Below are 21,999 nucleotides of genomic sequence, written 5' to 3' on the forward strand. Positions count from 1 at the left end.
TCCTTGCGGAAAGGTGAATTTATTGTTGTGCGAATTTGGGCTCGCCGGAGGTGGTCACCCCTCACTTCCGTTGTGCCAGAGAGGAAATCGCGCGGGAATTATTGACGGGCCTTGTGACAGGCATTTGAATTATCGGCAACCAGGCGCACAAATGCAGCATTGCGATAGGGAATTGTGACGGCGTCGCCGTTTATAAAGTTAATCGCGCGGCTGCCGCGCTTCAAGTATTGGTAAACTCCCTGTAACGGCTGGTTGCCATCGCTGGTCCAGTAGTCCCCGCGTTTTGTTCTGGGGAAATAGTCGGTATCCACGGCCGGGTGGCCCGGAATCGGGTCGGCAATCACCAGAGACTGCAGTTCGTCTGTCGTCGGCAGGCGCCAGTTTTCCGCTCCGCACAACTTCTGCCGGTTGGTGTGGCGGATCAGGTCTTCAGTATCACAGCGCGCCTTTTCGAAATAGCAGTCGCCACTGTTGGCAACTCCCTGTTCATACTGGTACCAGGAATAGGTCCAGTAGCCATCGTGAATGCCCTCGTCATCGGTCTTCACCTCCCACAGCAACTGGGTGCGGTCATCGCACACGCAGGACCAGGGGCCGGACCAGGCGCTCAGCGCTTTTCCACTTCCGTCTATTTTTGTCAGGTGATGGGGCTGCGGTACCTGTTGCGGGGCTGAGTAGAGGGCAGCCGCGACAAGGATCACAGCGGGCAGCACAAATACCAACAGTGCGCGGAATTTCATTTGGTTGTCTCCAGCGCGAGACGGATAGCCCGGGTGTGGCGGGTGTGGGCCACCTGGGCGCGATCGAATGCGGAGACCCAGAGGCAGACGCCGCTGTCGATGGCAATATCCAGGGGTGAACCGGTATCCAGCCTGCGCACCATTTCCATCGACCAGTAGCCGTCCTGCCATTGCGCGCGGGCGCGCACATCCGCCCTGTCGCCCTCGAATCGATTGGAGCTGTAGATTACCGAGGGCATCAGGGTGCCGGGCGGGTAACTATCTTCTTCGACGGAATAGGGCTGGTAGTCGAACCAGGGAATCACCCAGTCGGCATCACTGCGGAGATTCCGATAGGGCGTCAGCATATCGGGGCTCCCGGGGATCCGCTTCGGCACAACAGCACCGGGTTTGTACCAGTGCCAGTTCATCACATAGGAGCCCGATTCTTTGCCGTCCTGCAGGTAACCGGCGGTATAGCGGCGACTGCCCGGGCGCACTCTGTAGGGCGCGCCGATATGGTTGTCGTCGGCGAGGTACATATCGTTGGTGCGCACCGCCTTCCAGTGCCACAGGTCGTGAACCTGCCCAGTATCGCTGTAATGATATCCCTTGCCGTGCCAGTTGGCCGGTTTGCCCTCGAGCGGTTTGCGCCCCAGGTGGGCCGTACCGGCGGCGCCGAATGTGCAGGAATCTGACAGCAGCAGGGCAAACTTGTCCTCGTAGTAGCGGGTCTCGTCGAAATGGTGGAAACCCTGCTGCTGTACCTGCCAGCCGGATGCGGTTTTTTTCAGGGGCAGGTGTACCAGGCTCTCGGTCGGGTCCTGCCAGGTGATATGGAAATAGATCTCTTCGCCGTTGTGCAGGGCGCGCAGCGATACCCGGGTCTGGCCGTCGATAAAGTTTGCACCGCCGTCGGTATTGACGGCCAGTGCTGTGCTTTCGGTCCAGGCCTTTTCGTCGGCGATACCGTCGATATGGATGGGCGTCGCCAGCGGCATGGCGGCGACCAGCAATTGGTAGGGGGATCTCGCGGTGAGCGCCTGCCAGCCGAACAGGATGATGGTGGAGAGGAGGGCGACGACAAAAAATGATCGCGCCAGCGGGCTCGCGGCCGGGAGCAGAATACGTGTCAGGGCGCGGCGGCCGGACCGTACGAAATAGACACCGCCGTGCAGAAAAATATAGGCACCCAGCGCCAGAGCGCAGGTGAAATGCCAGGTGCGCAGCTGGGCGCTCTGTCCCCATCCGGAAAACAGCAGCCAGCCGCTGCCCAGGGAAATCAGCAGCACCAGGCTGCCGAGCCAGATAATGGCTTTCTGGTAATGCATGCGGGTGAAATCCGGCAAGCGGCCACACAGCAGTTGCCCCGCGTGGCGGGAACAATAGAGGATGGCGACCAGGGTCAGGATGGCTGCACTGAAAAAATGTGCGCTGTGCACCTGTCCCTGGGGCAGGAGTTCCTCAATGGCTGCGACAGGGGCGCTGCTCAGGGTGGCGATGCGCAGCCCGGTAAGCAGGCTCAGGGTGGCGGTCGCGATGGCTGCGCCGTGCAGTAGTATCCAGCTAAAGCTTTTATTTTTGGCCACGGGTGCGCCTCAAATAGTCCGCAGGCTAGCGGGTGCATATGGCAATCACATGAAATTCCGCTAGAGCAGATCTGCAGTGCCATTTGCAGAATGCCCGCCGGGTTATTCGTGCAGCCCCGTGGCGCTGAAGCTGTCGCGGGACTCCAGCGATTCTGCCAGCGCCGTCAAGCGCGGATGCCCGTTGCGCCAGTCGATGTCCGGGTGGCGGAAATCCAGGTAGGCGAGGGCGCAGGCGAGGTTGATATGCACCAGGTTCAGGGATTCCGGGAACTGATCGGCGCGCGCCTCCAGGTAGTCCAGGGTGCGCCCAATCGCGCCAGTGTAGCGCTGCCACCAGAAATCCGAGCGCAGCCCCTCCTGTTCGCGCCCCTTTTCTACCCGCAGCAGCACCAGGATGTCGATCAGGCCGGAGCAGACGCTGTACAGCGTCTTCAATGACCAGTCGGCGTCCAGCGGCCGGCCCAGGCGGCCGTCGCCCAGCTCCCGGTCCAGGTAGGCGCAGATCACCTCGCTGTCCATGATCGCCTCACCATTCGGCAGGATCAGGGCGGGAACCTTGCCCAGCGGGTTGGCTTTGACAAAATCCTCGGCGTTGTTGAACGGGTGGGATGCCACCTCGCCGAGCAGTGTTTCGAGACGCTGTTCGCGCACCACGATGCGGGCGCTGCGGGCGTAGGGAGAGGCGTGGGTAAAGAAGAGTTTCATGGCGCCCTGGCACTCCTTGTGAAAGAAGCAGTGTGCGAAATGGCGCCCGGGCTGTCCAGGGTCTGTTCACACTAAATTAGATAGCCGCGTTCTGGGGCGCAACCCGAAGGGGCGGGGCCGTTTTTTCCGCAATGTGGCGTTGCAGCTCGCTTATATGGCGGGCCACACGGCATTCGCTGCGCGAAAAAGCGGCCTCCGTCGCGGCCACCGAATTTAGCTAGTGCGGCAGCTCGCTATTCGTTATGCGGTTGTACAGGTGTTGTTTGAGATAGGCGCGCTGTTTCTTCAGGTGGGAGTAGTGCTCGTCGTCGGTGGCTATGCCGCTTTCCTGTAACCCTCGGATCTGTTTGTCCAGCTTGTGGTAGGTGTCACTTTCGACTTTGAACTCGAGGTCTTCGTTCTGTAGTCGTTTGATGGTGTCTGCGTATTCGGGAAAATCCAACTCCAGGTCGTGAGGGGCTATGGGCATAGGGGGAGCCTCCGGATTGTTTGAATGGGATGCCACCCCTAAGTGTAGTTGTTGCGGGCCAGAGTCATTGCAGGTTTAAATCTAAATGATAATCTGTTGCATTTGACTGGGGGTGGGCTTATGATGGCGACAAGTTAATCGGGAGAAGTTGACTATGAGCAGCGGCAAGCGTATTCCGGCGCAGCCCACTCTGCTGGCGATGGGCCCGTGCCTGACGCAGGCGGTCACATGGGTGGAAAGCAGCTGAAAGTCGCTGGAGGCCTCAACCGGCAGGACGGCGTCCAGCGCACACACAGCGCCGGACCCCTGATCGATCAGGAGGCCTATGCGACGCTGTCGTTATTTGCCGGCTACCGGGTGAACGAGCAGTTGAGTTTCTCCGTCAATGGCAAGAACTTCACCGATTAGAAATACATCAATAGTCTCTACTGGGATCAGGGCTTCTATGCCGCACTGCGCAACTTCAGTGCTTCGGTGAACAGGCGCTACTGATTCGCGAGCTAATGCGCACCTTTTGGATGGCGGGATTGATAGGTCCCGCCATCCTTTTTTGCGTTTAAGATAAGGCCAATTTCCCATTGGCAAAGCTTGGATTGTATGAATAAAACCCTGTTCAAACTGCACAGCTGGATGGCGCTGGCCGCCTTTGTGCCGCTACTGGTGATCTGTGTCACCGGCAGTATCCTGGTGTTCAAGCACGAAATTGACACACTGCTGATGGAAGACAAGGTGCGCGTGCAGGCCGAAGGGCGCCAGCGACAGTCGCTGGATGCGCTGCTCGCCGATGTGAACGGCAGTTTTCCCGATTACGAAGTGGTGGGCTGGCATCTGTTCCAGGATCCTGGTCGCGCAGATCAGGTCTATCTGATGCAGAGGGGCGGCAGCGACTGGTCCTATACCCTGTTGAACCAGTATTCCGGTGAAATGCTGGCGAGCCCCCAGGGCCTGACCCACTATCTCACCGACTGGCTGCTCGACCTGCACTATACCCTGTTGCTGGATGATCCGGGGCTGGCAATTACCAGTGTTTTTTCGGTGCTGCTGTGCCTGCTGGGTATCAGCGGCCTGGTTCTGTACCGCAGATTCTGGAAGAACTTTTTCACCCTGCGCTGGAAGGCGCGGCTGATCGTTTACTTCAGTGACCTGCACAAGATGACCGGGGTGATCGCCTCACCGGTGCTTTTGATCGTCGGCTTTACCGGTGCCTGGTGGAATATCTCCCACTTTGCTCACGAACTGGAAGAGCACGCGGACGGTGCCGAACACCATGTGATGCAGGAGCGCCTGTACGGCAGTGCACTTTCGCTGCAGGCACTGCACGACGACTCCGTGCGGAGATTAAACGGATTCGAGCCGACCTATATCTCCCTGCCCTGGGAGCCGGGTGTGAATATTACTTTCTGGGGCGACGTGCACAGCGGTAATCCTCTGCTCAGCCAGTACGCGAGCAATGTCAGCTACGATGCCGGCTCTGGAGACTATATCACCGCATTTGATATTCGCGAGGCCGGCGCGGGCGCCAAGATAGTAGACAGCTATCGGCGCCTGCACTTCGGGGATTTTGCCGGCCTGGCAAGCCGGATGCTCTGGTGTGTGGTGGGGTTGAGCCCGCTGCTGCTCTCGGTCACTGGGCTTTATATCTGGTACCGGCGTAGGGAGAAGCGCCGCAATGCGCGTATCAAGCGGCGCAACCTGCGATTCAGCCCGGGCGGTGCCTTATAACGGCATTAAAAGGGACTGGTTTCCGACTGGGTGCTGGGGCGGCGGCGCTCGAGCAGTTCGCCCAGATACATTTTCAGGTAGGCGGCTGCGGCACGCTTGCCTTCCGCGGCAATCTCCTCGGTGATACGGCCGAAGCGGGAGTAGGACTGGGACCAGAAGGCGTCGTTGATGGTGATGGCGAGCAGGAGCCGCTCCCGCCATTCCTGAGACGGCGGCAGCTCGAATTCGCGCGATAGATTTTTCAGCAGGGTGTCGGCGAGGCGCCAGTTGTTTTCCATCTGCAGGTGGCGCAGGGCCCAGCTGGACTGGGGACCGAAATGCACTTTCAGCGCTGCCACATTGATCTCATAGTAGGAGCGCCCCAGATCGCAGAGCTCGAACAGCAGATCCTGCCAGCCACCCTGGGGTGGAATATCCGGGAGGTGGAGCAGGGCTTCGCTAAAGCTCTTGTAGTGGCGCTCTGCCAGCGCGGTCAGGCTGGCATCCACACTGGGAAAGAAGTGGTACACAGATGCGGCGGGGACGCCGGCCACCTGGCTCAGGTTGGCAAGCGTGATCTCGCTGGAATCCTGCTCGATGATCAGGGCTTCCAGTGAATCGAGAAGCTTTTCGTACTTCTCGCGGCCATTTTTGCGTTGCGGCTTGCGCGGACTTGCACTGTCGCGCCGGCTGACGGTTCGTCGATCGACTTGATTCAAATTACCACCCTGACTAACGCGAGCGGCAATGCCGACTACGCGTTTTACTTCCGTGTAAAAACGTTGTCTTTTGGTGACGGCAATTATTAACGGAGTGCCATTGTGGGGCAAGGATATATTGCCGGAATTGTGGCTTAGTTCCGCGTTACTGGGCAAAAAAAATCGAACAGTGATCTGGTCGAAAAAATGAATAAAAATTCGGAATGGAGTCCCGGTGCCGGGAGGTCCCGGCACCTTGGAGTCTGTGTATCTGGACTGGATGCCTGGCCAGCGCTCGCGCTAATGATAGTGCAGCTCGGTCGCCTTGCCGTGAAACACCCTGTAGGAGAAAGCGGTGTAAGCCAGTATCACCGGAACCACGATAATCGCTCCGACCAGGATAAAGCGCAGGGATTCGGGGGCGCTGGCCGCCTGCCAGATGGTCAGTTTGCCCGGCACTATATCCGGATAAAAACTGAATGCCAGGCCGGTAAAGCAGAGAATAAACACCAGCAGCACATTGACGAAGGGAATCCAGCAGTGGCGGTCGTCCACTTTCGGCAGGCGCCGCAGCAAAACCTCATTGGCGGCGAAGGCGAAGAAGCACAGCATCGGAATCAGTAGTACAAACATTACCAGCGGAAAGGTGAACCAGCGATCGAATACGCCCGGGTTGACCAGCGGGTTGACGGCGGAAACTGCCACCACGCCGATGAAGGCCGCTCGTCCGGCGCGGCGCGTCCAGCGGATGGCGCGGCTCTGCAAGCTGCCCTCGGTCTTCATGATCAGCCAGGCCGCGCCGATATAGCTGTAGGCCGCAGTCACGCCAATGGCGCTCAGACCGGAAAAGAGTTGTGCCTCCCAGCCGGCGTCAAAGCCCATCACATACTGGCCGAGCATATACCCCTGGGTCAGGCTGGTGAGCAGAGAGCCGGCCTTGAAAGTCCTGTCCCAGGCCAGCTTGTGCGCCACTGCCGCCTTGGCGCGGAAGTCGAAGGCGACCCCGCGCATGATCAGGCCGACCAGCATGATGGCGGTGGGAATATACAGGTTCATCAGTACCAGGCTGTGAGCCGATGGAAAGGCGATCAGAAGCAACCCGATCGCCAGCACCAGCCAGGTTTCATTGGCATCCCAGAAGGGGCCGATGGACGCGATCATGGTGTCCCGCTGCCGTTCGTCCTGTTTGCTCATCGGCAACAGTATGCCGACGCCCAGGTCGTAGCCATCGAGCACCGCATAGGCGAGTACCGCCAGGCCCATCAGGCCGATGAAAATCACCGGCAGCCAGTCTGTTGCCATTATTGCGTTGTCGATCATGGGTTACCTCCGTGGGCGGACTGCGGGGCCGAGTGAGATTGGGGCAGGTTGGTGAGGCTGCCGTCGGCGGCGGGTTCGGCGGTTTCGAACTCCTCCACTTCTACCGACTTCAGTGCCATGACTTTCAGTGTGTGGATATAGGCCCACAACAGGATGGTGTAGACCACCAGGTAGAGCACCAGGGAAAATCCAACATTGGCGCTGGCTACCGGAGTGACTGCCTCTGCGGTCTTCAGTACGCCGGTCACCAGCCACGGCTGGCGTCCCACCTCGGTCACATACCAGCCCGCCAGCGTCGCCACCCAGCCGGAAAAGGTCATGGCCACCGTTATCTTCAGCAGCCAGTCGGGTAATTCTCCATGCCGGTACAGCTGGTAGCAGCCGGTCCAGGCCACCAGCAGCATCAGCATGCCGACGCCGACCATAATGCGAAAACCGAAGAAGAGCGGCTTAACCGGCGGGTGATTGTTTTCGAATTCGTTCAGCCCCTTTATTTCGCCGTCGAGTTCGTGAGTCAGTATCAGACTGGCCATTTTCGGCAGGGCGATTTCCAGGTGATTGGTGCGCGCCTTTTCATCGGGAACTGCAAACAGCAGCAGTGGCGCGCCCTTTTCCGTTTCCCAGATCCCCTCCATGGCGGCGATTTTCTGCGGCTGGTGCTCGAAGGTGTTGAGGCCGTGCAGGTCGCCGACAAATATCTGCACCGGGATCAGTATCGCGGCCAGCACCAGACCGGTTTTCAATGCCAGGCGCGGCGCCTGCTTCTTGTCGCCTCTCAGGATTCGATAGGCGGACAGGCCGGCGACAAAGAAGGCTGCGGTCAGGCCCGAGGCCAGCAGCATATGGGTGAGCCGGTAGGGAAAAGACGGGTTGAAAATCACCTCCATCCAGTCGGTGGCGTGGACCACACCATCGCGTATTTCATAGCCCGTGGGTGTCTGCATCCAGGAGTTGAGCGCAAGGATCCAGAAGGCGGAGAGGGTGGTGCCTATAGCCACCATCAGCGCCGAGAAGGTGTGCACCCTGCTCGGCACCCGCTTGATGCCAAACAGCATAATGCCGAGAAAAGTCGCCTCGAGGAAAAACGCGGTCAGTACTTCATAGCCCAGCAGGGGGCCGGCAATATTGCCGACTTTTTCCATGAAGCCGGGCCAGTTGGTGCCAAACTGGAACGACATGGTGATACCGCTGACCACGCCCAGGGCGAAGGTCAGTGCGAATACCTTGACCCAGAAACGATAGGCGCGCATCCACACCGGGTTACTGGTCTGGTCATAGCGCAACTTGAAGAAAAACAGAATCCATCCGAGGGCGATGGTAATGGTGGGAAAGAGGATGTGAAAACTGATGTTGGCAGCAAACTGCATCCTCGACAGGACCAGGGTATCTAGCATGGGGACCTCTGCAGATAAAGAGTAAAGTCTGTCCTTGCGGTGTATCCGGTGCGCGCGGCGCACCCTCACGGTTTATGTGGGTTTGGTACTGCCTCCCTTCGCCCTGGCCTTGAGTTCCAGTAATTTGCTGATCCCGGAGCCCAGTTTCATCAGCTTGAGCAGGTCTTTCTGCTCCAGCCTGCTCAGGGTATTGGCGAACTGGTCCAGCAGCTCCAGCAGGTCGTAGACTTCCTGCATCTTCTGCTGCGCCAGGGTTTCCTGCTCATCCTGGGGCTCGTTCAATAGTAGTTGGCGCAGCAGGGTCAGGGTCGGATCCAGCTCGCGTTTGCGCCGCTCCTCGAACACGGTGCGCGCTAGGTCCCAGATGGAACCGGCGGCGGTGAAGTAATCCTTGCGGTCGCCGGGCAGGTGATGCAGTTCCACCAGGCGCCAGGCCTGCAATTCCTTCAGTCCCATGCTGACGTTGCCGCGGCTGATCTTCAGCGCCTGTGCCAGCTGGTCCGCATTCAGTGGCTCGGACTGGATCGTCAGCAGCGCAAACATCTGCCCCACGGTGCGGTTGAATCCCCAGCGGCTGCCCATCTCGCCGAAGTGCAGCACGAATGCCTGGGCCTGACTGGATAGTTTCATTGCGTATTGTATTTTCAGAAATTTCTGAAAATTGTAAATATAATTCGCTCCATGTCAATCGGAGATTCTGTTTTCGGGAGGATGTCCGGGGCAGGCTCCAAATGGGCGTTCTGTCGCAGCCCTATACCGTTGCAGCCAGCGCCGACTCGTACCAGTCCCCCGGCACTATAAAGCCGCGGCTTACTTCCCTGTCGTCGTCCAGGGCGGCGACGCAGACCGGATTGTGTATTCCCTCGTCGATAATCTTCCCTGCCAACGACGCACAGCTGTCTCTGTGTGGCGCCTTGTAACCGCTGTCCGCCAGCCAGGTGCGCTTCGGCAGCTGCACCCAGCGCCAGGGCTTCCCGGCAAAGCGGTGCTGGAACTCGTCCGGCGGCGCCCACCAGAAATTGCAGCAGGCGGGGTTGAGGTCCCTGTGCAGCGGCGACACTTCGCCGCCGAGGGGGCGGAAGAGTCGCCCTGGCACCAGTGCCCACTGGCGGTGGATATGGATATCGAGTCGCTGCAGCAATTCCCGTGCGGCGGGCTGGTGGACCAGCGGCAGCTGGTGTTCGCGCATTCGCGCCAGCTTGATATCGAGCCGGTCGTGCAGGCCCGGCCCCACCCAGAATTCACCCGCCACCTGCAGGTAGAACTTGACCGCGATTTCCCAGTGCTCGGTGGCACCGCTCGGCTGATGCCGCACGACGAAATCCAGCTCGCCCAGGGTGCGCCCTGCGCTGCGCAGTGGCAGGTTGCGGTGCAGCAGCTGGTAGTGGGGATGCTGTGCGAAGGCGAAGGCCCAGAGATTTTCGAAGTAGACGCCGAGTCTCGCGGTTCTTTTCTGCTCGTCGATCCGCTGCAGCTCTGAATCCAGTTGCGGGGCCAGTCTCTCGCGGACCTGCGGCAGGGTAAAGTGATCGAGCAGTTCGGTTCGGCGTGAGGATGGCAGCCACGGCAGGCCGCCGCCGCGAAGGATATTTTCCGCTCCCAGAGCCCAGAGCAGGTTGGCCCAGTGATCCGGTTCAGGTATGGATTCGCGCATTGGTTGATTCGCTGTCTCGGTACAGGGTAACGGCTCAAAAGTGGCGGCGAGCGTCGAAGACCTGTGCTAGGGTTCGTCGGGTCACGGCTTCATAATAATTAAAGGTGATCCCTATGGAATCAGGTCCAATGATCTCGATCGGCCTGCCGATCTCCCTGTTCATCATCATGATTGGTATTGGGATGACCCTGACCGCGCGGGATTTCCAGCGGGTCACGGTGAAACCCGCCGGCCTGATTATCGGCACCATAGCGCAGATCCTGGTCATGCCGCTGGTCGCCCTGGCACTCTGCTGGGCACTGGGGCTGCCGCCGGCGATCGCGGTCGGCCTGGTGATTATCGCCGCCTGCCCCGGCGGCACCACCTCCAACCTTTTTACCCTGCTGGCGCGCGGCAATGTGGCGCTGTCGATAGTGCTGACGGTGTTTGCGAGCCTGATCACCATCATGTCCCTGCCGCTTTTCACCAACTATGCACTGCAGACCTATTTCGGTACCCAGCAGGAAATCGTGCTGCCTTTCGGCAAGACGGTGGCCATGCTGTCGGCAATCGTACTCTTGCCGGTGGTGATCGGCATGGCGGTGCGGGCCTGGCGACCGCAACTGGCCAGCCGCGCGGAGGGCGTGGTGAGTATTTTTGGCGGCCTGGTGCTGGCGGTGCTGGTGATCAGCCTGGTGTGGGGGATTCGCGATCGCATCGGTGAGCTGATGGTGCAGGCGGGTCCCTCGGCGCTGTTGCTCAACCTGCTGGGCGTAGCGCTGGGCCTGTTGGTCAGCCGCGCGACCGGCCTGCCCCAACGCGAAGCGCTGGCGGTGGCCATGGAACTGGGCATCAAGAACGGCACCCTCGGCCTGATGGTGACGCTGACACTGCTGCATTCCAGCGAGATGTCGATTCCGTCGGCCATCTACGGTGTATTGATGTTCCCGCTCGGCTTCCTGCTGGCCGCCTACGGCCGCCGCGTGATCCCGGTCGGAAAGGGCGAGGGCGCGGACAGTCCGATAGAGGCCACAGAAGCCGGTTGAACGCCCCGGGCACCGTGCGGATTCGCGCGGTGCCTTATTCCAGCCCCTCGATATAAGCCTGCAGGCGCGCCGTATCGGGAATGGTCACTCGACCGTAGGAAAATTCGATCAGGCCCTGCGCCTCGATACTCTTCAGCACCCGGTGCAGGCCCTGCCGGGTCATGCCCATCATATTGGCGAGCTGTTCGCGAGTCAGGTGAAAACTGGCAGCACTGCCGCCGTCGCCGGTCGGATTGTGCATCTGCACCAGGAACAGCAGTCGCCGGCCGATGCGTGCTTCGGTGCCTCTCAGCACATCGTCCTGAATAATCGACATCGCCGCCCACAGCCGGCGGCTCACCAGGTCCAGGGCTACCGGATAGGCCTCGGGATACTGGCTCATCAGTTTGCGCAGTGCCTCGCCGGGCACGTCGACAACCAGGCCGTCGTCCAGCGCGGAAGCCCCGAAAACCCGCGGCATATCCGGGGAGAAAACCGTATCGCCGAACCAGGCGCCGGTGTCCAGGATCGCCAGTGTGGCCTCGCGGCCCGCAGCATTGGTGGAGCAGATACGCACGCGACCCGCGGCCACGATGGACAGCCGGCTCTGCATGGAGCCGGGCAAATAGATCACTTCGCCGGCCGAGTAGCGCTGGGGGCGCGCCAGTTGTGCCAGCTCGACGATGGCCTGCTCCGGCAGCCCGCGCAACAGCGGGCAGGTATTGAGAATGGAGGCTGAATCGCTCATCCGCCAAGTGTAAACAAGTTGACAGTCTCGCGGGCAGACCTGTTTCTAGAATGTGGCCGTTGCATAACCACAAGAGAGAAGAGCGATGCAAGCGCAACTGGATTCAATGCCGTCCCTCAGGGGCAGCGTCAGCGACGCGGAGTGGCAGCTGCGTGTCGACCTGGCGGCCGCCTACCGTCTGATCGCCCACTACGGCTGGGACGATATTATTTTCACCCATCTGTCGGTGCGCGTCCCCGGACCCGAGCACCACTTCCTGATCAACCCCTTCGGTGCGCTGTTCGAGGAAATCACCGCGTCCAGCCTGGTGAAAATAGATCTGCACGGCGAGAAGGTGGGTGACAGCCCCTTCCCGGTAAACCCGGCCGGTTTCACGATCCACGGCGCGATTCACCAGGCCCGCGAGGATGCCCAGTGCGTGATGCACACGCACACGGTCGAGGGCGTCGCGGTGTCGGCCCACAGCGAGGGGCTGCTGCCGATCTCGCAGCAGTCGCTCTTCCCGCTGTCGGGTCTCGCCTACCACGACTATGAGGGAATCGCCGTGCGCGAGGACGAGAAGGCCCGCCTGGTGGCCGATCTCGGCTCGGCCAATTACATGATCCTGCGCAATCACGGCCTGCTCACCTGCGCACCGACTGTGGCCGACGCCTTTCTGGCCATGTACATACTGCAGCGTTCCTGCGAGATACAGGTGGCCGCGCTGGCCGGCGATCGCCCGCTGACGCCGGTACCGCAGCCGATTCTCGACAAGATCTGCGGCGAGGGCGACAGGGTCACCAGCAGCCAGGGTGGCCTGCTCGCCTGGCCCGGCCTGCTGCGCAAGCTCGACCGCCTGGATCCGAGCTATCGCGACTGAGGAGCACAGCAATGGAAGACATCATCGAGAATCAGGCCAGGTTCACACACATGGCGCAGGGCACTCCGGAGGACTGGCAGATTATCGCCGGGGCCTTCGGCCCCTTCGCACAACAGTTGCCGGACCGCATCCTCGCCCACCTGCAACTGCTGCAGGGCGATTGCGGCGGCTTCCCAGTGGACCGCCTGACGCACTGCCTGCAGACCGCCACCCTGGCCTACCGCGACGGCAAAGACGAGGAGTACGTGGTCTGCGCCCTGTTGCACGACATCGGCGATACCCTGGGCAGCTACAATCACGCCGATGTAGCGGCGGTGCTGCTGGAGCCCTTCGTCAGCGAGGAAAACCACTGGATGGTCAAGCACCACGCCATCTTCCAGGGCTACTACTTCTTCCAGTACCTGGGCATGGATCGCAATCTGCGCGAGCAGTTTCGCGATCATCCCTGCTACGGGCGCACACTCGAATTCGTTGAGAGGTACGATGCGCCGGCGTTCGATGCCGGGGGCGAGGTGCTGCCGCTGGCTTTCTTCGAGCCGATGCTGCGGCGGGTCTTTGCGCAGCCGCGCAAGTCGCTGTACCAGCAGGCGGTCGATCCTTAGACGGGCCCGCGTGTCGGGGCTGTCGCTGCGCAGAACGCGGCGGTGGCCCTGCTTTGGGCCCGGATTCGGCCTTCCTTGCCCCTCCCACAAGCCCGCCTCATCACTGTCAGAGATAGAAATCGTTCACCAGCCCCTAGCCGAAAGGGGGTAACTACAGGCACTATAGCGCTGGCTCAGCAGCTGGCTGCGCCCGCATACCCCCACCGTTGACGCGGCTGGCCCCATGGGCCTCCTGGCGGGGATTGGGTTGCTGGCATCAAGGCAGCCGTACAATTAGAAATAAAATTCTTTAGAACGTTGTTACACGACACGGTATGTTCCACTACTTCCTGAAAAAGCGCCTGCGCAAGCACGATGCCAATAACAATCTGAAGCTCGAATCCATGGTGCGCGGGCAGATGCTGATACAGCAGGCACTGGGGAGTAGCGAGCCGGGCGTCGGCAACGACAAGGAAGACCATATAGTCGTCTCCCTGACGTCATTCGACCAGCGCATCGACGACGTCTACCTGTGTATCGAAAGCCTGTTCCAGCAGTCCGTCAAAGCCGATGCGATAGTGCTGTGGCTGTCGACGGAGAATTTCCCCAACCGGGAGCTGCCAGAGTTCCTGAGAAAGCAGCAGCAGCGGGGCCTTGAAGTTGTCTTCGTGGAAGAGGACCTGGGCCCCTACAAGAAGTATGTCTATGCGTTCGAACGCTTCCCGGAAAGCCTGATCATCACCGTCGACGACGACATCCTCTACCCCCCGGATATGATCGATATGCTGTACCGGGCGCACCGGCGCGACCCGGCGCATATCTACTGCCACCGCGGACACCGGATGCGACTGGACGAGCAGGGTGCACTGCGGCCGTACGACGAGTGGCAATCCGGCGTCTTCGACAGCGCGGCCTCGCCGCTGGTGTTTCCCACCGGTATGGGCGGGGTGCTCTACTTCCCCGGTTCCCTGCACCAGGACGCCTTCGACAAGGACAAGTTTATGGCGCTCTGCCCCAATGCGGACGACGTGTGGCTGAAGGCCATGAGTCTGAAGCAGGGTACCCTGTGCGCGCGGATAGACGATTCGCGCCACTGGAAAACCCGCTTTCTCGGCGTCGGCGGGTCCCAGTCGCACTCGCTGAAGCGGGAGAACTGGGACAGGCGCTGCGGCAACGACAGCAAGATCCAGGCCGTGTTTTCCGAGTACGGGCTTTTTGACTTATTGCGTTGATTCGTCGGTGCGGGCGTTCAGCGCCGAGCCCGGCACCCGCGACAATATCAGCCCCCCGCCCACAAACAGCAGTATCAGCGCCAGCATCGAATAGCGCACATCCCCGAACCAGCTGCCGAAGAGCCCGAATAGCGGCGGGCCTATCAGGGCGGCGAACTTTCCCATCAGGTTGTAGAAACCGAAGAACTCGCCGCTCCTGGCGGCGGGAATCAGGCGCGCATAGCAGGAGCGGCTCAGGGCCTGTACGCCCCCCTGTACCAGCCCGATCAGCACCGCGATGGCGAAGAATTCCCAGGGCGAGCGGATAAAAGCGCCCCAGATACACACGACTATGTAGACCGCGAGCCCCAGGTAGATACCCCGCTGGGGCCCTATGCGCTCGCCCAGGTGGGCAAAGGCTATCGCCGCTGGGAAACCGACGAACTGCACCAGCAGCAGGGCGAGAATCAGGTGCGAGCGCTCGAATCCCAGGGCGCGGCCGTAGGCCACCGCCATGCGGATCACGGTGCCGACGCCATCGATATAGAGCCAGTAGGCGAGCAGGAACAGCGCCGCAGTGCGATAGCGGTACAGGTGACCGATGGTGCTGCGCAGTTGCCGGAAGGTCCTGCCAACCAGGGCGCCACTGCCACTGGCTGCCGCGGCTGGCGGCTCGCGCACCCACAGGATCAGTGGCAGCGAGAAGAGGGCCCACCAGAGCCCGGTCAGCACAAAGGCCGCCAGCGCGGCCCCGGTGCTGTCGGCAAAGCCGAACGTGTCGGGATTGAGGGCGGCGAGGACACAGGCGAGGTACAGCAGGCCGCCGCCCAGGTAACCGAGACCAAAGCCGAGTCCGGATACCGCGTGCCAGCGCTCCGGCGGCGCGATACTGGTCAGCAGCGCGTCGTACAGCAGGTTGGCGCCGAGAAAGCCGATGGTGGCGCAGACAAACAGCAGCGCTGCGGACAGCCAGGCACCGCCGGGTACGGCGGCGAGCAGAGCGGTGGCCAGTATGCCGGCCGCGGCGAACAGCAACAGCAGGCGCTTGCGCACTGCGGCAGCATCGGCGAAGGCGCCGATCAGCGGCGCGGACAGGGCAATCAGCAGCGATGCGGCGGCGTTGGCCCAACCGAGGCGCAGGTTGGACGTTTCGGCGTTGACTCCGGCGTTCCAGAAATCCTGGAACAACAGCGGAAAGAATCCGGCCAGCACCACGGTGGCGAAGGCGGAGTTGGCCCAGTCGTAGAAGGCCCAGCCCCAGATGGCGCGCCGCCCGGACGCGCCCGGTGCCGGGGCGGAACTAGCGGGTGGTGTCGACACCACTCAGCCAGCCGCGCCGGATCCAGGTCTGCAGCAACTGTACCAGGGTGCCGGCGGCCAGGTCCGGGGAAATGATTTCCAGCAGGCGCTCGCACACTTCGCTGAAGTCTGCGCCGTCGAGCGCCGCGCGCACTGCAATCAGCTCGACGTCGGCGAGCGAGGTGAATTCGGTCAGCCGCTCGCGGTTGCGCCACAGCAGCCAGGGGTACTCACCTTCAGTCGCAGGCGGTGGCGCCTCTTCCGCGCGTAGCGCCTGCCATACCTGGACGCAGTTCCAGCCGCAGCGGAATAGCCTGACACTCGGGTGAAAGCTCAGGCGCATTGGCGGCCAGGCCTCGGCGGGCAGGTACTGCAATTCCTCCAGAGACAGCCTGTCGGCATCCGCCGCATCGAATACGCACATCAGCAGCCGCTCGAAAGCGGCCAGTTCGGCGATCAGCGGCTGCCTGGAAAAGGGTTCGCTTTGGCGCAGGAAATCCGGCAGTTGCTCGCCGAAATGGCGCAGGGACGGACGTTGCGAGGGATGGCGATCGATATAGCCCTGCGCCATCTGCTCGAGCAGTTCGTCGCCCAGGTAGAGCCCCAGCACCGGGTGGTCCGAATCCAGGGTTTCCTGCAGGCGCTTGCGATAGGCGTTGGCGTAGATGCCAAGGCGGGTGGATTTGCTCGCGGCGCCCCTGTCGTCAATGTATCCGGCGATGGACTCGTTCCCGTCCAGCAGAAAGGCCATCAACTGGCACTGGCGGTTGCGCAGCAGCTGGCTCACGGTGCGCAGTCCGTCTCCGCGGCGGACTCATCGGTATAGATGCGCCGCGCGAATTCCAGCTCGGTGACCATCTCCTCCAGCTCGGGAATATTGTCGTCCCGCTCGATCAGCGTGCTCACAGCGCCGAAGCGACGCAGCGCCCGGCGGTAGAGCTCCCACACCGGGTGCGGCACATCGTGGTCGTGGGTGTCGATCACATAATCGCCATAGTCCGAGTGGCCGGCGAGGTGGAACTGCTGCACCCGCCGCGGATCCAGGTGATCGATATAGTCGCGCGCTTCAAAGCCATGATTGCGCGCGCTGACATAGACGTTGTTGATATCCAGCAGCATCAGGCAGTCGGCGCGCGCGCAGACCTCGGAATAAAACTCCCACTCGGTCATCGACTGTCCGGAAAAGGTCAGGTAACTGGAGACATTTTCCAGCAGTATCTGCCGGTCGAGAAAGTCCTGCACGCGCCGCACCCGCCCGGCCACATGCTCCACCACTTCCTCGGCGTAGGGCAGGGGCAGCAGGTCGTGGCTGTTGCGACCGCCGACGCCGGTCCAGCACAGGTGGTCGGAGACCCAGGCCGGCTGCACGGCCTCGGCGAGCGTTTGCAGTTGCCGCAGGTAATCGAAGTCCAGCGGGTCAGTGCCGCCAATCGACAGGGAGACGCCGTGCATCACCAGCGGGTAGCGCTCGCCGATGGCGCGCAGGAAATACCGCGGCTTGCCGCCGGCGACCATAAAGTTTTCCGACACCACCTCGAACCAGTCCACCGGCAGCGACTGCTCCAGCACCTGCTGGAAGTGCGGGGTGCGCAGCCCCAGGCCGAAGCCGAGAAAGGGCCGCGCGGGCTGTGCTGCAGCAGTCTCCGGGTTGGGTGGCATGGGAGCGGCTATCAGTCCTTGACCTTGCCGCCGATATTGGTGCAGGACTTGGCTGGCATGGCGACCCAGCCGGTGCCCTTGCAGGAGGACTTGCCGGCGCAGTCGTGCTTGGCGGTATTGCAGTCGTTGTGTCCCTTGCAGACGTTGACGCCGTAGCAGTGGGCCAGATCGGCGGTCTTGACTGTGCCCTTCCAGTCGTCCTTCGTCTTGCCGCCCACATCGGTACAGGCCTTGGACGGCATGGCCACAAAGCCCTTGCCCTTGCAGGAGGACTTGCCGGCGCAGTCGTTGTCCGCGGTCTTGCAATCGTTGTGGCCGCCACAGGTATTGACACCGTAACAGTGCACCAGGTCGGTGGATTCGCCTTTGGCCGCCGGGTCGCCGTCGGCCAGGGTGGCACCGCTGGTGATCAGGCCGGCGGCAGCCAGGGCCAGGGAGGCGCCGGTCAGCAGTTTGCTGCGTTCGCGTTTCATGCTGGATACCTCGATTTTCGGGCTGGTGGCAGGTGAGGGCGACCGCGAGGTCCCCACAATCCTGCCTTCAGTCTAGACGGCTTACGATTTGTTGCCGGTTACCACTTGTAGCGGAAGCCGAACTCCAGACCACCGCCTTCGCTATCGCCAAAGTTGTCCAGGCTGCTGGAGAAATAGATTTCCCCGTAGATGGAGCAATTGTCGCCGCACTCGTCGTAGGTGGCGCCGATCACCAGTTCGCCGAGCCAATCGTCCGGCTGCTGGTGCAGTCGTGTGCCGGAAACGGTGACACTTGTCTCCTGGTCGCTGTTGTAGATGACGCTGGGGGTGACGTAGTAGCTGAATCGCTCGAGCGGAATTTCGCCGTACATATTGCGGCTGGACTTGCGCCGGCTGACGCGCTTTTCCAAGGTTGCGCCGAGTCGCACCAAGTAGCCATTGTTATTGATATCGGTGACCTCTACCCCGTAGGAATCGTGGAGGTCGTCCGCCTCCTCCTTCGAGTAGATCAGTTGTGCCTGCGGCGTGATGGAATAGAGATTGCGCAATTTGAAGCTGCGCCCCGCCTCGAGGGAGAAGGCGTAGCCGAAGGCGTCCTCCCCCTTTTGCAGGTCGCGAAGGTCGGAAGCGGTAATATCGGAATCGAACCAGTTCAACAGTAACTGCGCATCGAAGTAGGTGCCCTGGGTGCCGTACCAGGTCATAAAACCGCTTACGCCGTAGCCCTTAACATCGATATTGCCATCGCCATAAAAGGACTCCAGGTCATTTTCCGAATCGCCATAGTGCAGTGCGACGCTGGCGATCGGCTGGGTGCCTATCATGGTGAAATTGAGCGGCACATCGACACCCAGCTGCAGCCGGAAATAGTCCTGCTCCCAGTGTGTGCGGCTGGTCGATTCCATCGGGTCCACTTCTATCTTGCGGGCGCCGGCGCGTACCCAGGCACCGCCGCCATCAATGGCCCGCTCCACCGAAGTGGCGTAGTCGCAGTTGCTGACATCCTTGTAGCTGGAGCCCATCCAGAAGCGGTTGCCCACGCGGCTGCGCAGACTGGTGGGCTGGTTCAGGGAGCGCAGCAGCTGGGGATAGGTCTCGTACATCACCGCGCCCGGCTGCCAGCGGGCCACCTCTCCCTCCTCCGAGAACTCCGGGTGGACCGCCAGTGAGCGCAGGTACCAGTCACCGTCTTCCGTGTCCGATTTTCCGTTGTGATGCAATGTGTAGGCGTAGGCACCGCCGACGGCTGCCGGCTGCCCGTCCTTGGCGATGAAGTCGCCGTCCAGTACAAAGGCTCCCTCGGCGGAATTGCCGTCGACCTGCACCAGTTTGATGCCGTCGCCACTGGTGACGGCGCCGATACCATGGCGGTTGGTGACGCGGATAAACGTCTGCCCGGAGGTGCTGCCTTGAATTTTGAACAGGTCCGCGGGAGAGTCGTCGGCGTTCAGTCGCACATCTAGCCACAAGCGGCCGTCCTTACCGATGTAATCGCCGTAACGGCCGCTCGCGTCCTTGCTTAGCGTCAGGGTATCGAAGCGGCCGTTGAAACCCAGGTCCAGGGTGCCGGCATTGGCGATATTGCCGGTGACGACAAAGTGCCGCGGAATAAACTGCACCAGGCCGCCGAACAATATATCCAAACCAAGGTCGTTGCCGTCGGCATCCACGCCGCCGCCGACATCGAGACTCCCGGAAAACTCCATCTTGGAGCTGCCCCAGATAACGACGCGTTCCCAATTGCGCAGCAGGCTGGCATCCTGTTTGTAGTCGAGAATAAAAAACAGGGTATCGATATAGCCGTCACCGGCGTGGACATCGTCGCCGCCGTCCAGTATCGCTTCGCTCTCGTAGGAGAAGGCATCAATGCGGAGTTGGTCGGAGCCATTGCCGCCGCGCACTTCGTTGGCGATGCCCTCGTCCCAGTGGATGATGTCGTCGCCGTCGCCGCCGTCTATGTAGTTGAAGACAAAACCGCCGTCCAGGACGATATTGTCATTGCCGTCACCGCCCCAGACGTGGAAGGCCAGGCCATCCAGAAGCTCTATGGTGTCGTCGCCGCTGCCGCCGTCTATGCCGCCGCCGCCCAAAAAGGTCCCTACATCGGCCTGTCGGTTGTCCATGATAATGGTGTCGTTGCCCGCGCCGGCATCGATGCCGACTTCGATGATCACTTCGTTGAGTTCAAGTTCACCCGGATCGAAATCCTCCTCCTCCTCCTCCTCTGCTTCGTCGATTTCGTCCGGGTCTGGAGGCTCGGTTATATCGTCGTCGGCGCCACCGATATTGATGGTGTCGTCGCCGTCGCCAGTATTGACGGTGCCCATGGTCCCGCCATTCAGGTCCAGGGTGTCATCGCCGCCAAAGGTCTCCACATCGGCGCCTTCGGCGTCGTTGTCCTTGTCACAGAGGATCTGGTCGGCGCCGGCGGTGCCGGTATTACCCGGGCTGCACTCGGCCCAGGCGCGCTCGCCGACAGAGGTGAGTACAGCAACGGCGCAGAAACCCATGGAAAGCCAGGTTTTGATGGTGCCGGTATTTCTGTAAATCGTGCCCACGCTTATTCCTGCATTTATCCGTGGCAATTGCCGTTTGGATAGAGATCCAAACGAATCCGTCTAGCCATACAAATTAGCTGATTATTTTGATCCTGCCGCCACCTTTCCTGTCCGCGAATTTGGAGGCTGATATGGTCAGAACTTGAAGCCGACTCCCAGGTTGAAAACCCAGGGGTCGTAGTCGAATTGAGCGTATAAGCGGTTCTGTCCGAGTTCTGTGGGGAAGGTGACCCTGGCATCGGTATCCGCCAGGAAGTAGAGAACGGAGGCGTTGGCCAGCAGGGGAAAATGTCGGTTGAAACTGAAGTCGATGCCGGCCTGCACCGCCCAGTCCCAGGAGTGACCGATGTTGAAGTCCGCCCTGCCGGTGGCCAGGTCTGAATTGATCAGGAAATCGTTAAACTCGCGGCTGATATCCACATCATGGAAATCGGTGTAGTTGATCCCGACCCCGATATAGGGGCGCCCCAGGCAGGTGGAATCGAGGAGATACCAGTTGACGAAGGCGAGGGTGGAGGAGGCCTTGAAGTCGCCGAGCTCGATCAGTTCGTGGCCGGGAATGCCAGTGAAGTTGTCCAGGTCCACATCGTAATCGGCGCCGTTGATATGCATCAGCTCCACGCCCCAGTACTCCATCGGCCGCCAGACGCCGGAGATCTGCCAGGTCTTGGCGCTGTCTATCTCCCAGGTGGAGTTGTAGAGATCCCAATGTTGCAGAACGCGGAATTTCAGTGATGTGGATTCGTCATCCGGGTGAATATAGCTGCCGCCGATGCGAACGATGATGTCGCCCCAGTCGACCCGCCGCCAGTCCTGCTGTGCATTGGCAACCGGTGGCAATATTGTCAAAAGGCTTATAAAAAAGGCGGCAGAAAATCGCATCCATTTCATGACTAGCTCCATCTACAGGTTCGGTGTGCGAACAGCAACTTATCCATTTGCTTGTCGGCGATTTTGATCGTCGGTAGAGGCGACGGAATCGCTCTTGAAGTAACACTAAAAAGTAGCAGGCCGGGACGATTGTGTTGGATATTTGTTCTGGGCCGGATTGGAATGGCGCCAGGGGCGTGGGGGCAATATTGACGCTCGATAGTAATGCCAGAATTGTCCTCCATATAAAAGTAATTACGGTCCTGGGCGAGCTCCTCGTCAAGGAGCCGCCATTCGCGCCCGCTGGCGGGTTCCATTCTTCGAATCCGGACCACGAGAAATCGAAGCGTGTCTCGTTGTCCCATATTTCCTGACGCTTGATCGGCTCACCGCTTACCAGGCTGAACAGGAACTCGCCGCTGGGTGAGGTCAGGGTGATGGTCAAGAAGGCAGGAACCTTCATGTCCTGGTAGTCAGCGCCCCACCTC

At 60.8% G+C, this 21,999-nt stretch carries 22 protein-coding genes; 6 read left to right on the top strand and 16 right to left on the bottom strand.

All coding sequences use genetic code 11. The features are described from left to right. Positions 1-98: 98 nt before the first annotated feature. The 4 genes from IG627_RS02365 to IG627_RS02380 form a co-directional block, all read right to left on the bottom strand. Positions 99-740, bottom strand: coding sequence for an Lcl C-terminal domain-containing protein (locus tag IG627_RS02365; protein WP_193189534.1), 642 nt, complete (start codon positions 738-740; stop codon positions 99-101). Further along, entirely contained in the window at positions 737-2,308 is a 1,572-nt protein-coding gene (locus IG627_RS21155) for an ethylbenzene dehydrogenase-related protein (RefSeq protein WP_319024476.1), read from the bottom strand. Before IG627_RS21155 ends, IG627_RS02365 begins: the two co-directional genes overlap by 4 nt. A 102-nt stretch (positions 2,309-2,410) precedes the next feature. Beyond that, a complete protein-coding gene (locus IG627_RS02375; protein ID WP_193189535.1) occupies positions 2,411-3,013 on the bottom strand; it encodes a glutathione S-transferase family protein in 603 nt (200 codons plus the stop codon). A 217-nt stretch (positions 3,014-3,230) separates the two neighbouring features. Beyond that, the gene (locus IG627_RS02380; RefSeq protein WP_193189536.1) at positions 3,231-3,482 is read right to left on the bottom strand and encodes a YdcH family protein; all 252 of its coding nucleotides are present in this window, start codon (positions 3,480-3,482) and stop codon (positions 3,231-3,233) included. A gap of 228 nt (positions 3,483-3,710) precedes the next feature. Here IG627_RS02380 and IG627_RS02385 point away from each other — a divergent pair, with 228 nt between their 5' ends. Next, positions 3,711-3,890, top strand: coding sequence for a TonB-dependent receptor (locus tag IG627_RS02385; protein WP_193189715.1), 180 nt, complete (start codon positions 3,711-3,713; stop codon positions 3,888-3,890). Between the two features lie 189 nt (positions 3,891-4,079). Further along, on the top strand, positions 4,080-5,204 hold the full coding sequence (locus IG627_RS02390; RefSeq protein ID WP_193189537.1) for a PepSY-associated TM helix domain-containing protein: 1,125 nt from the start codon (positions 4,080-4,082) through the stop codon (positions 5,202-5,204). Between the two features lie 5 nt (positions 5,205-5,209). On the opposite strand, the gene IG627_RS02395 is transcribed toward IG627_RS02390, so the two are convergent. The 5 genes from IG627_RS02395 to IG627_RS02415 form a co-directional block, all read right to left on the bottom strand. Continuing rightward, complete coding sequence (locus tag IG627_RS02395; RefSeq protein ID WP_193189538.1) at positions 5,210-5,902, bottom strand: TetR/AcrR family transcriptional regulator; 693 nt, start codon at positions 5,900-5,902, stop codon at positions 5,210-5,212. 279 nt (positions 5,903-6,181) lie between these two features. After that, positions 6,182-7,201, bottom strand: coding sequence for a cytochrome d ubiquinol oxidase subunit II (locus IG627_RS02400; protein ID WP_193189540.1), 1,020 nt, complete (start codon positions 7,199-7,201; stop codon positions 6,182-6,184). Further along, the gene (locus IG627_RS02405; RefSeq protein WP_193189542.1) at positions 7,198-8,595 is read right to left on the bottom strand and encodes a cytochrome ubiquinol oxidase subunit I; all 1,398 of its coding nucleotides are present in this window, start codon (positions 8,593-8,595) and stop codon (positions 7,198-7,200) included. The genes IG627_RS02400 and IG627_RS02405 overlap by 4 nt, the downstream gene beginning before the upstream one ends. A 72-nt stretch (positions 8,596-8,667) precedes the next feature. Then, the gene (locus IG627_RS02410; protein ID WP_193189544.1) at positions 8,668-9,225 is read right to left on the bottom strand and encodes a GbsR/MarR family transcriptional regulator; all 558 of its coding nucleotides are present in this window, start codon (positions 9,223-9,225) and stop codon (positions 8,668-8,670) included. Positions 9,226-9,346: 121 nt separating this feature from the next. Beyond that, complete coding sequence (locus IG627_RS02415; RefSeq protein ID WP_193189546.1) at positions 9,347-10,249, bottom strand: DUF1853 family protein; 903 nt, start codon at positions 10,247-10,249, stop codon at positions 9,347-9,349. Between the two features lie 113 nt (positions 10,250-10,362). Between IG627_RS02415 and IG627_RS02420 the strand changes: the two genes are divergently transcribed. Next, the gene (locus IG627_RS02420) at positions 10,363-11,274 is read left to right on the top strand and encodes a bile acid:sodium symporter family protein (protein WP_193189549.1); all 912 of its coding nucleotides are present in this window, start codon (positions 10,363-10,365) and stop codon (positions 11,272-11,274) included. 34 nt (positions 11,275-11,308) lie between these two features. Here the strand turns inward: IG627_RS02420 and IG627_RS02425 are convergent, their stop codons facing one another. After that, on the bottom strand, positions 11,309-12,001 hold the full coding sequence (locus tag IG627_RS02425) for a Crp/Fnr family transcriptional regulator (protein ID WP_193189551.1): 693 nt from the start codon (positions 11,999-12,001) through the stop codon (positions 11,309-11,311). 85 nt (positions 12,002-12,086) lie between these two features. On the opposite strand from IG627_RS02425, the gene IG627_RS02430 reads away from it, so the two are divergent. From IG627_RS02430 to IG627_RS02440, 3 genes are all read left to right on the top strand, one after another. Next, positions 12,087-12,860 (top strand): class II aldolase/adducin family protein, encoded by a 774-nt coding sequence (locus IG627_RS02430; protein ID WP_226864627.1) that lies wholly within the window; start codon positions 12,087-12,089, stop codon positions 12,858-12,860. An 11-nt stretch (positions 12,861-12,871) separates the two neighbouring features. Continuing rightward, a complete protein-coding gene (locus IG627_RS02435) occupies positions 12,872-13,462 on the top strand; it encodes an HD domain-containing protein (RefSeq protein WP_193189553.1) in 591 nt (196 codons plus the stop codon). 314 nt (positions 13,463-13,776) lie between these two features. Then, the gene (locus tag IG627_RS02440) at positions 13,777-14,673 is read left to right on the top strand and encodes a glycosyltransferase family 2 protein (RefSeq protein WP_193189555.1); all 897 of its coding nucleotides are present in this window, start codon (positions 13,777-13,779) and stop codon (positions 14,671-14,673) included. Here IG627_RS02440 and IG627_RS02445 read toward each other — a convergent pair. The 6 genes from IG627_RS02445 to IG627_RS02470 form a co-directional block, all read right to left on the bottom strand. After that, on the bottom strand, positions 14,662-15,972 hold the full coding sequence (locus IG627_RS02445) for an MFS transporter (RefSeq protein WP_319024477.1): 1,311 nt from the start codon (positions 15,970-15,972) through the stop codon (positions 14,662-14,664). The genes IG627_RS02440 and IG627_RS02445 overlap by 12 nt on opposite strands. Next, the gene (locus tag IG627_RS02450; protein ID WP_193189557.1) at positions 15,953-16,738 is read right to left on the bottom strand and encodes an HvfC/BufC N-terminal domain-containing protein; all 786 of its coding nucleotides are present in this window, start codon (positions 16,736-16,738) and stop codon (positions 15,953-15,955) included. The genes IG627_RS02445 and IG627_RS02450 overlap by 20 nt, the downstream gene beginning before the upstream one ends. After that, on the bottom strand, positions 16,735-17,610 hold the full coding sequence (gene bufB, locus IG627_RS02455) for an MNIO family bufferin maturase (protein WP_193189559.1): 876 nt from the start codon (positions 17,608-17,610) through the stop codon (positions 16,735-16,737). Before bufB ends, IG627_RS02450 begins: the two co-directional genes overlap by 4 nt. Positions 17,611-17,621: 11 nt before the next feature. Further along, a complete protein-coding gene (bufA2, locus tag IG627_RS02460) occupies positions 17,622-18,083 on the bottom strand; it encodes a BufA2 family periplasmic bufferin-type metallophore (protein ID WP_193189560.1) in 462 nt (153 codons plus the stop codon). A 98-nt stretch (positions 18,084-18,181) separates the two neighbouring features. Continuing rightward, positions 18,182-20,641: an autotransporter family protein gene (locus IG627_RS02465; RefSeq protein WP_193189562.1), complete on the bottom strand. Its 2,460-nt coding sequence runs from the start codon at positions 20,639-20,641 to the stop codon at positions 18,182-18,184. Positions 20,642-20,776: 135 nt separating this feature from the next. Further along, positions 20,777-21,532, bottom strand: a complete 756-nt coding sequence (locus tag IG627_RS02470) for an OmpW/AlkL family protein (protein WP_193189564.1) — start codon at positions 21,530-21,532, stop codon at positions 20,777-20,779. Between the last annotated feature and the right edge of the window lie 467 nt (positions 21,533-21,999).

The sequence above is a fragment of the Microbulbifer taiwanensis genome (genome assembly GCF_014904815.1).
Classification (GTDB): Bacteria; Pseudomonadota; Gammaproteobacteria; order Pseudomonadales; family Cellvibrionaceae; genus Microbulbifer; species Microbulbifer taiwanensis.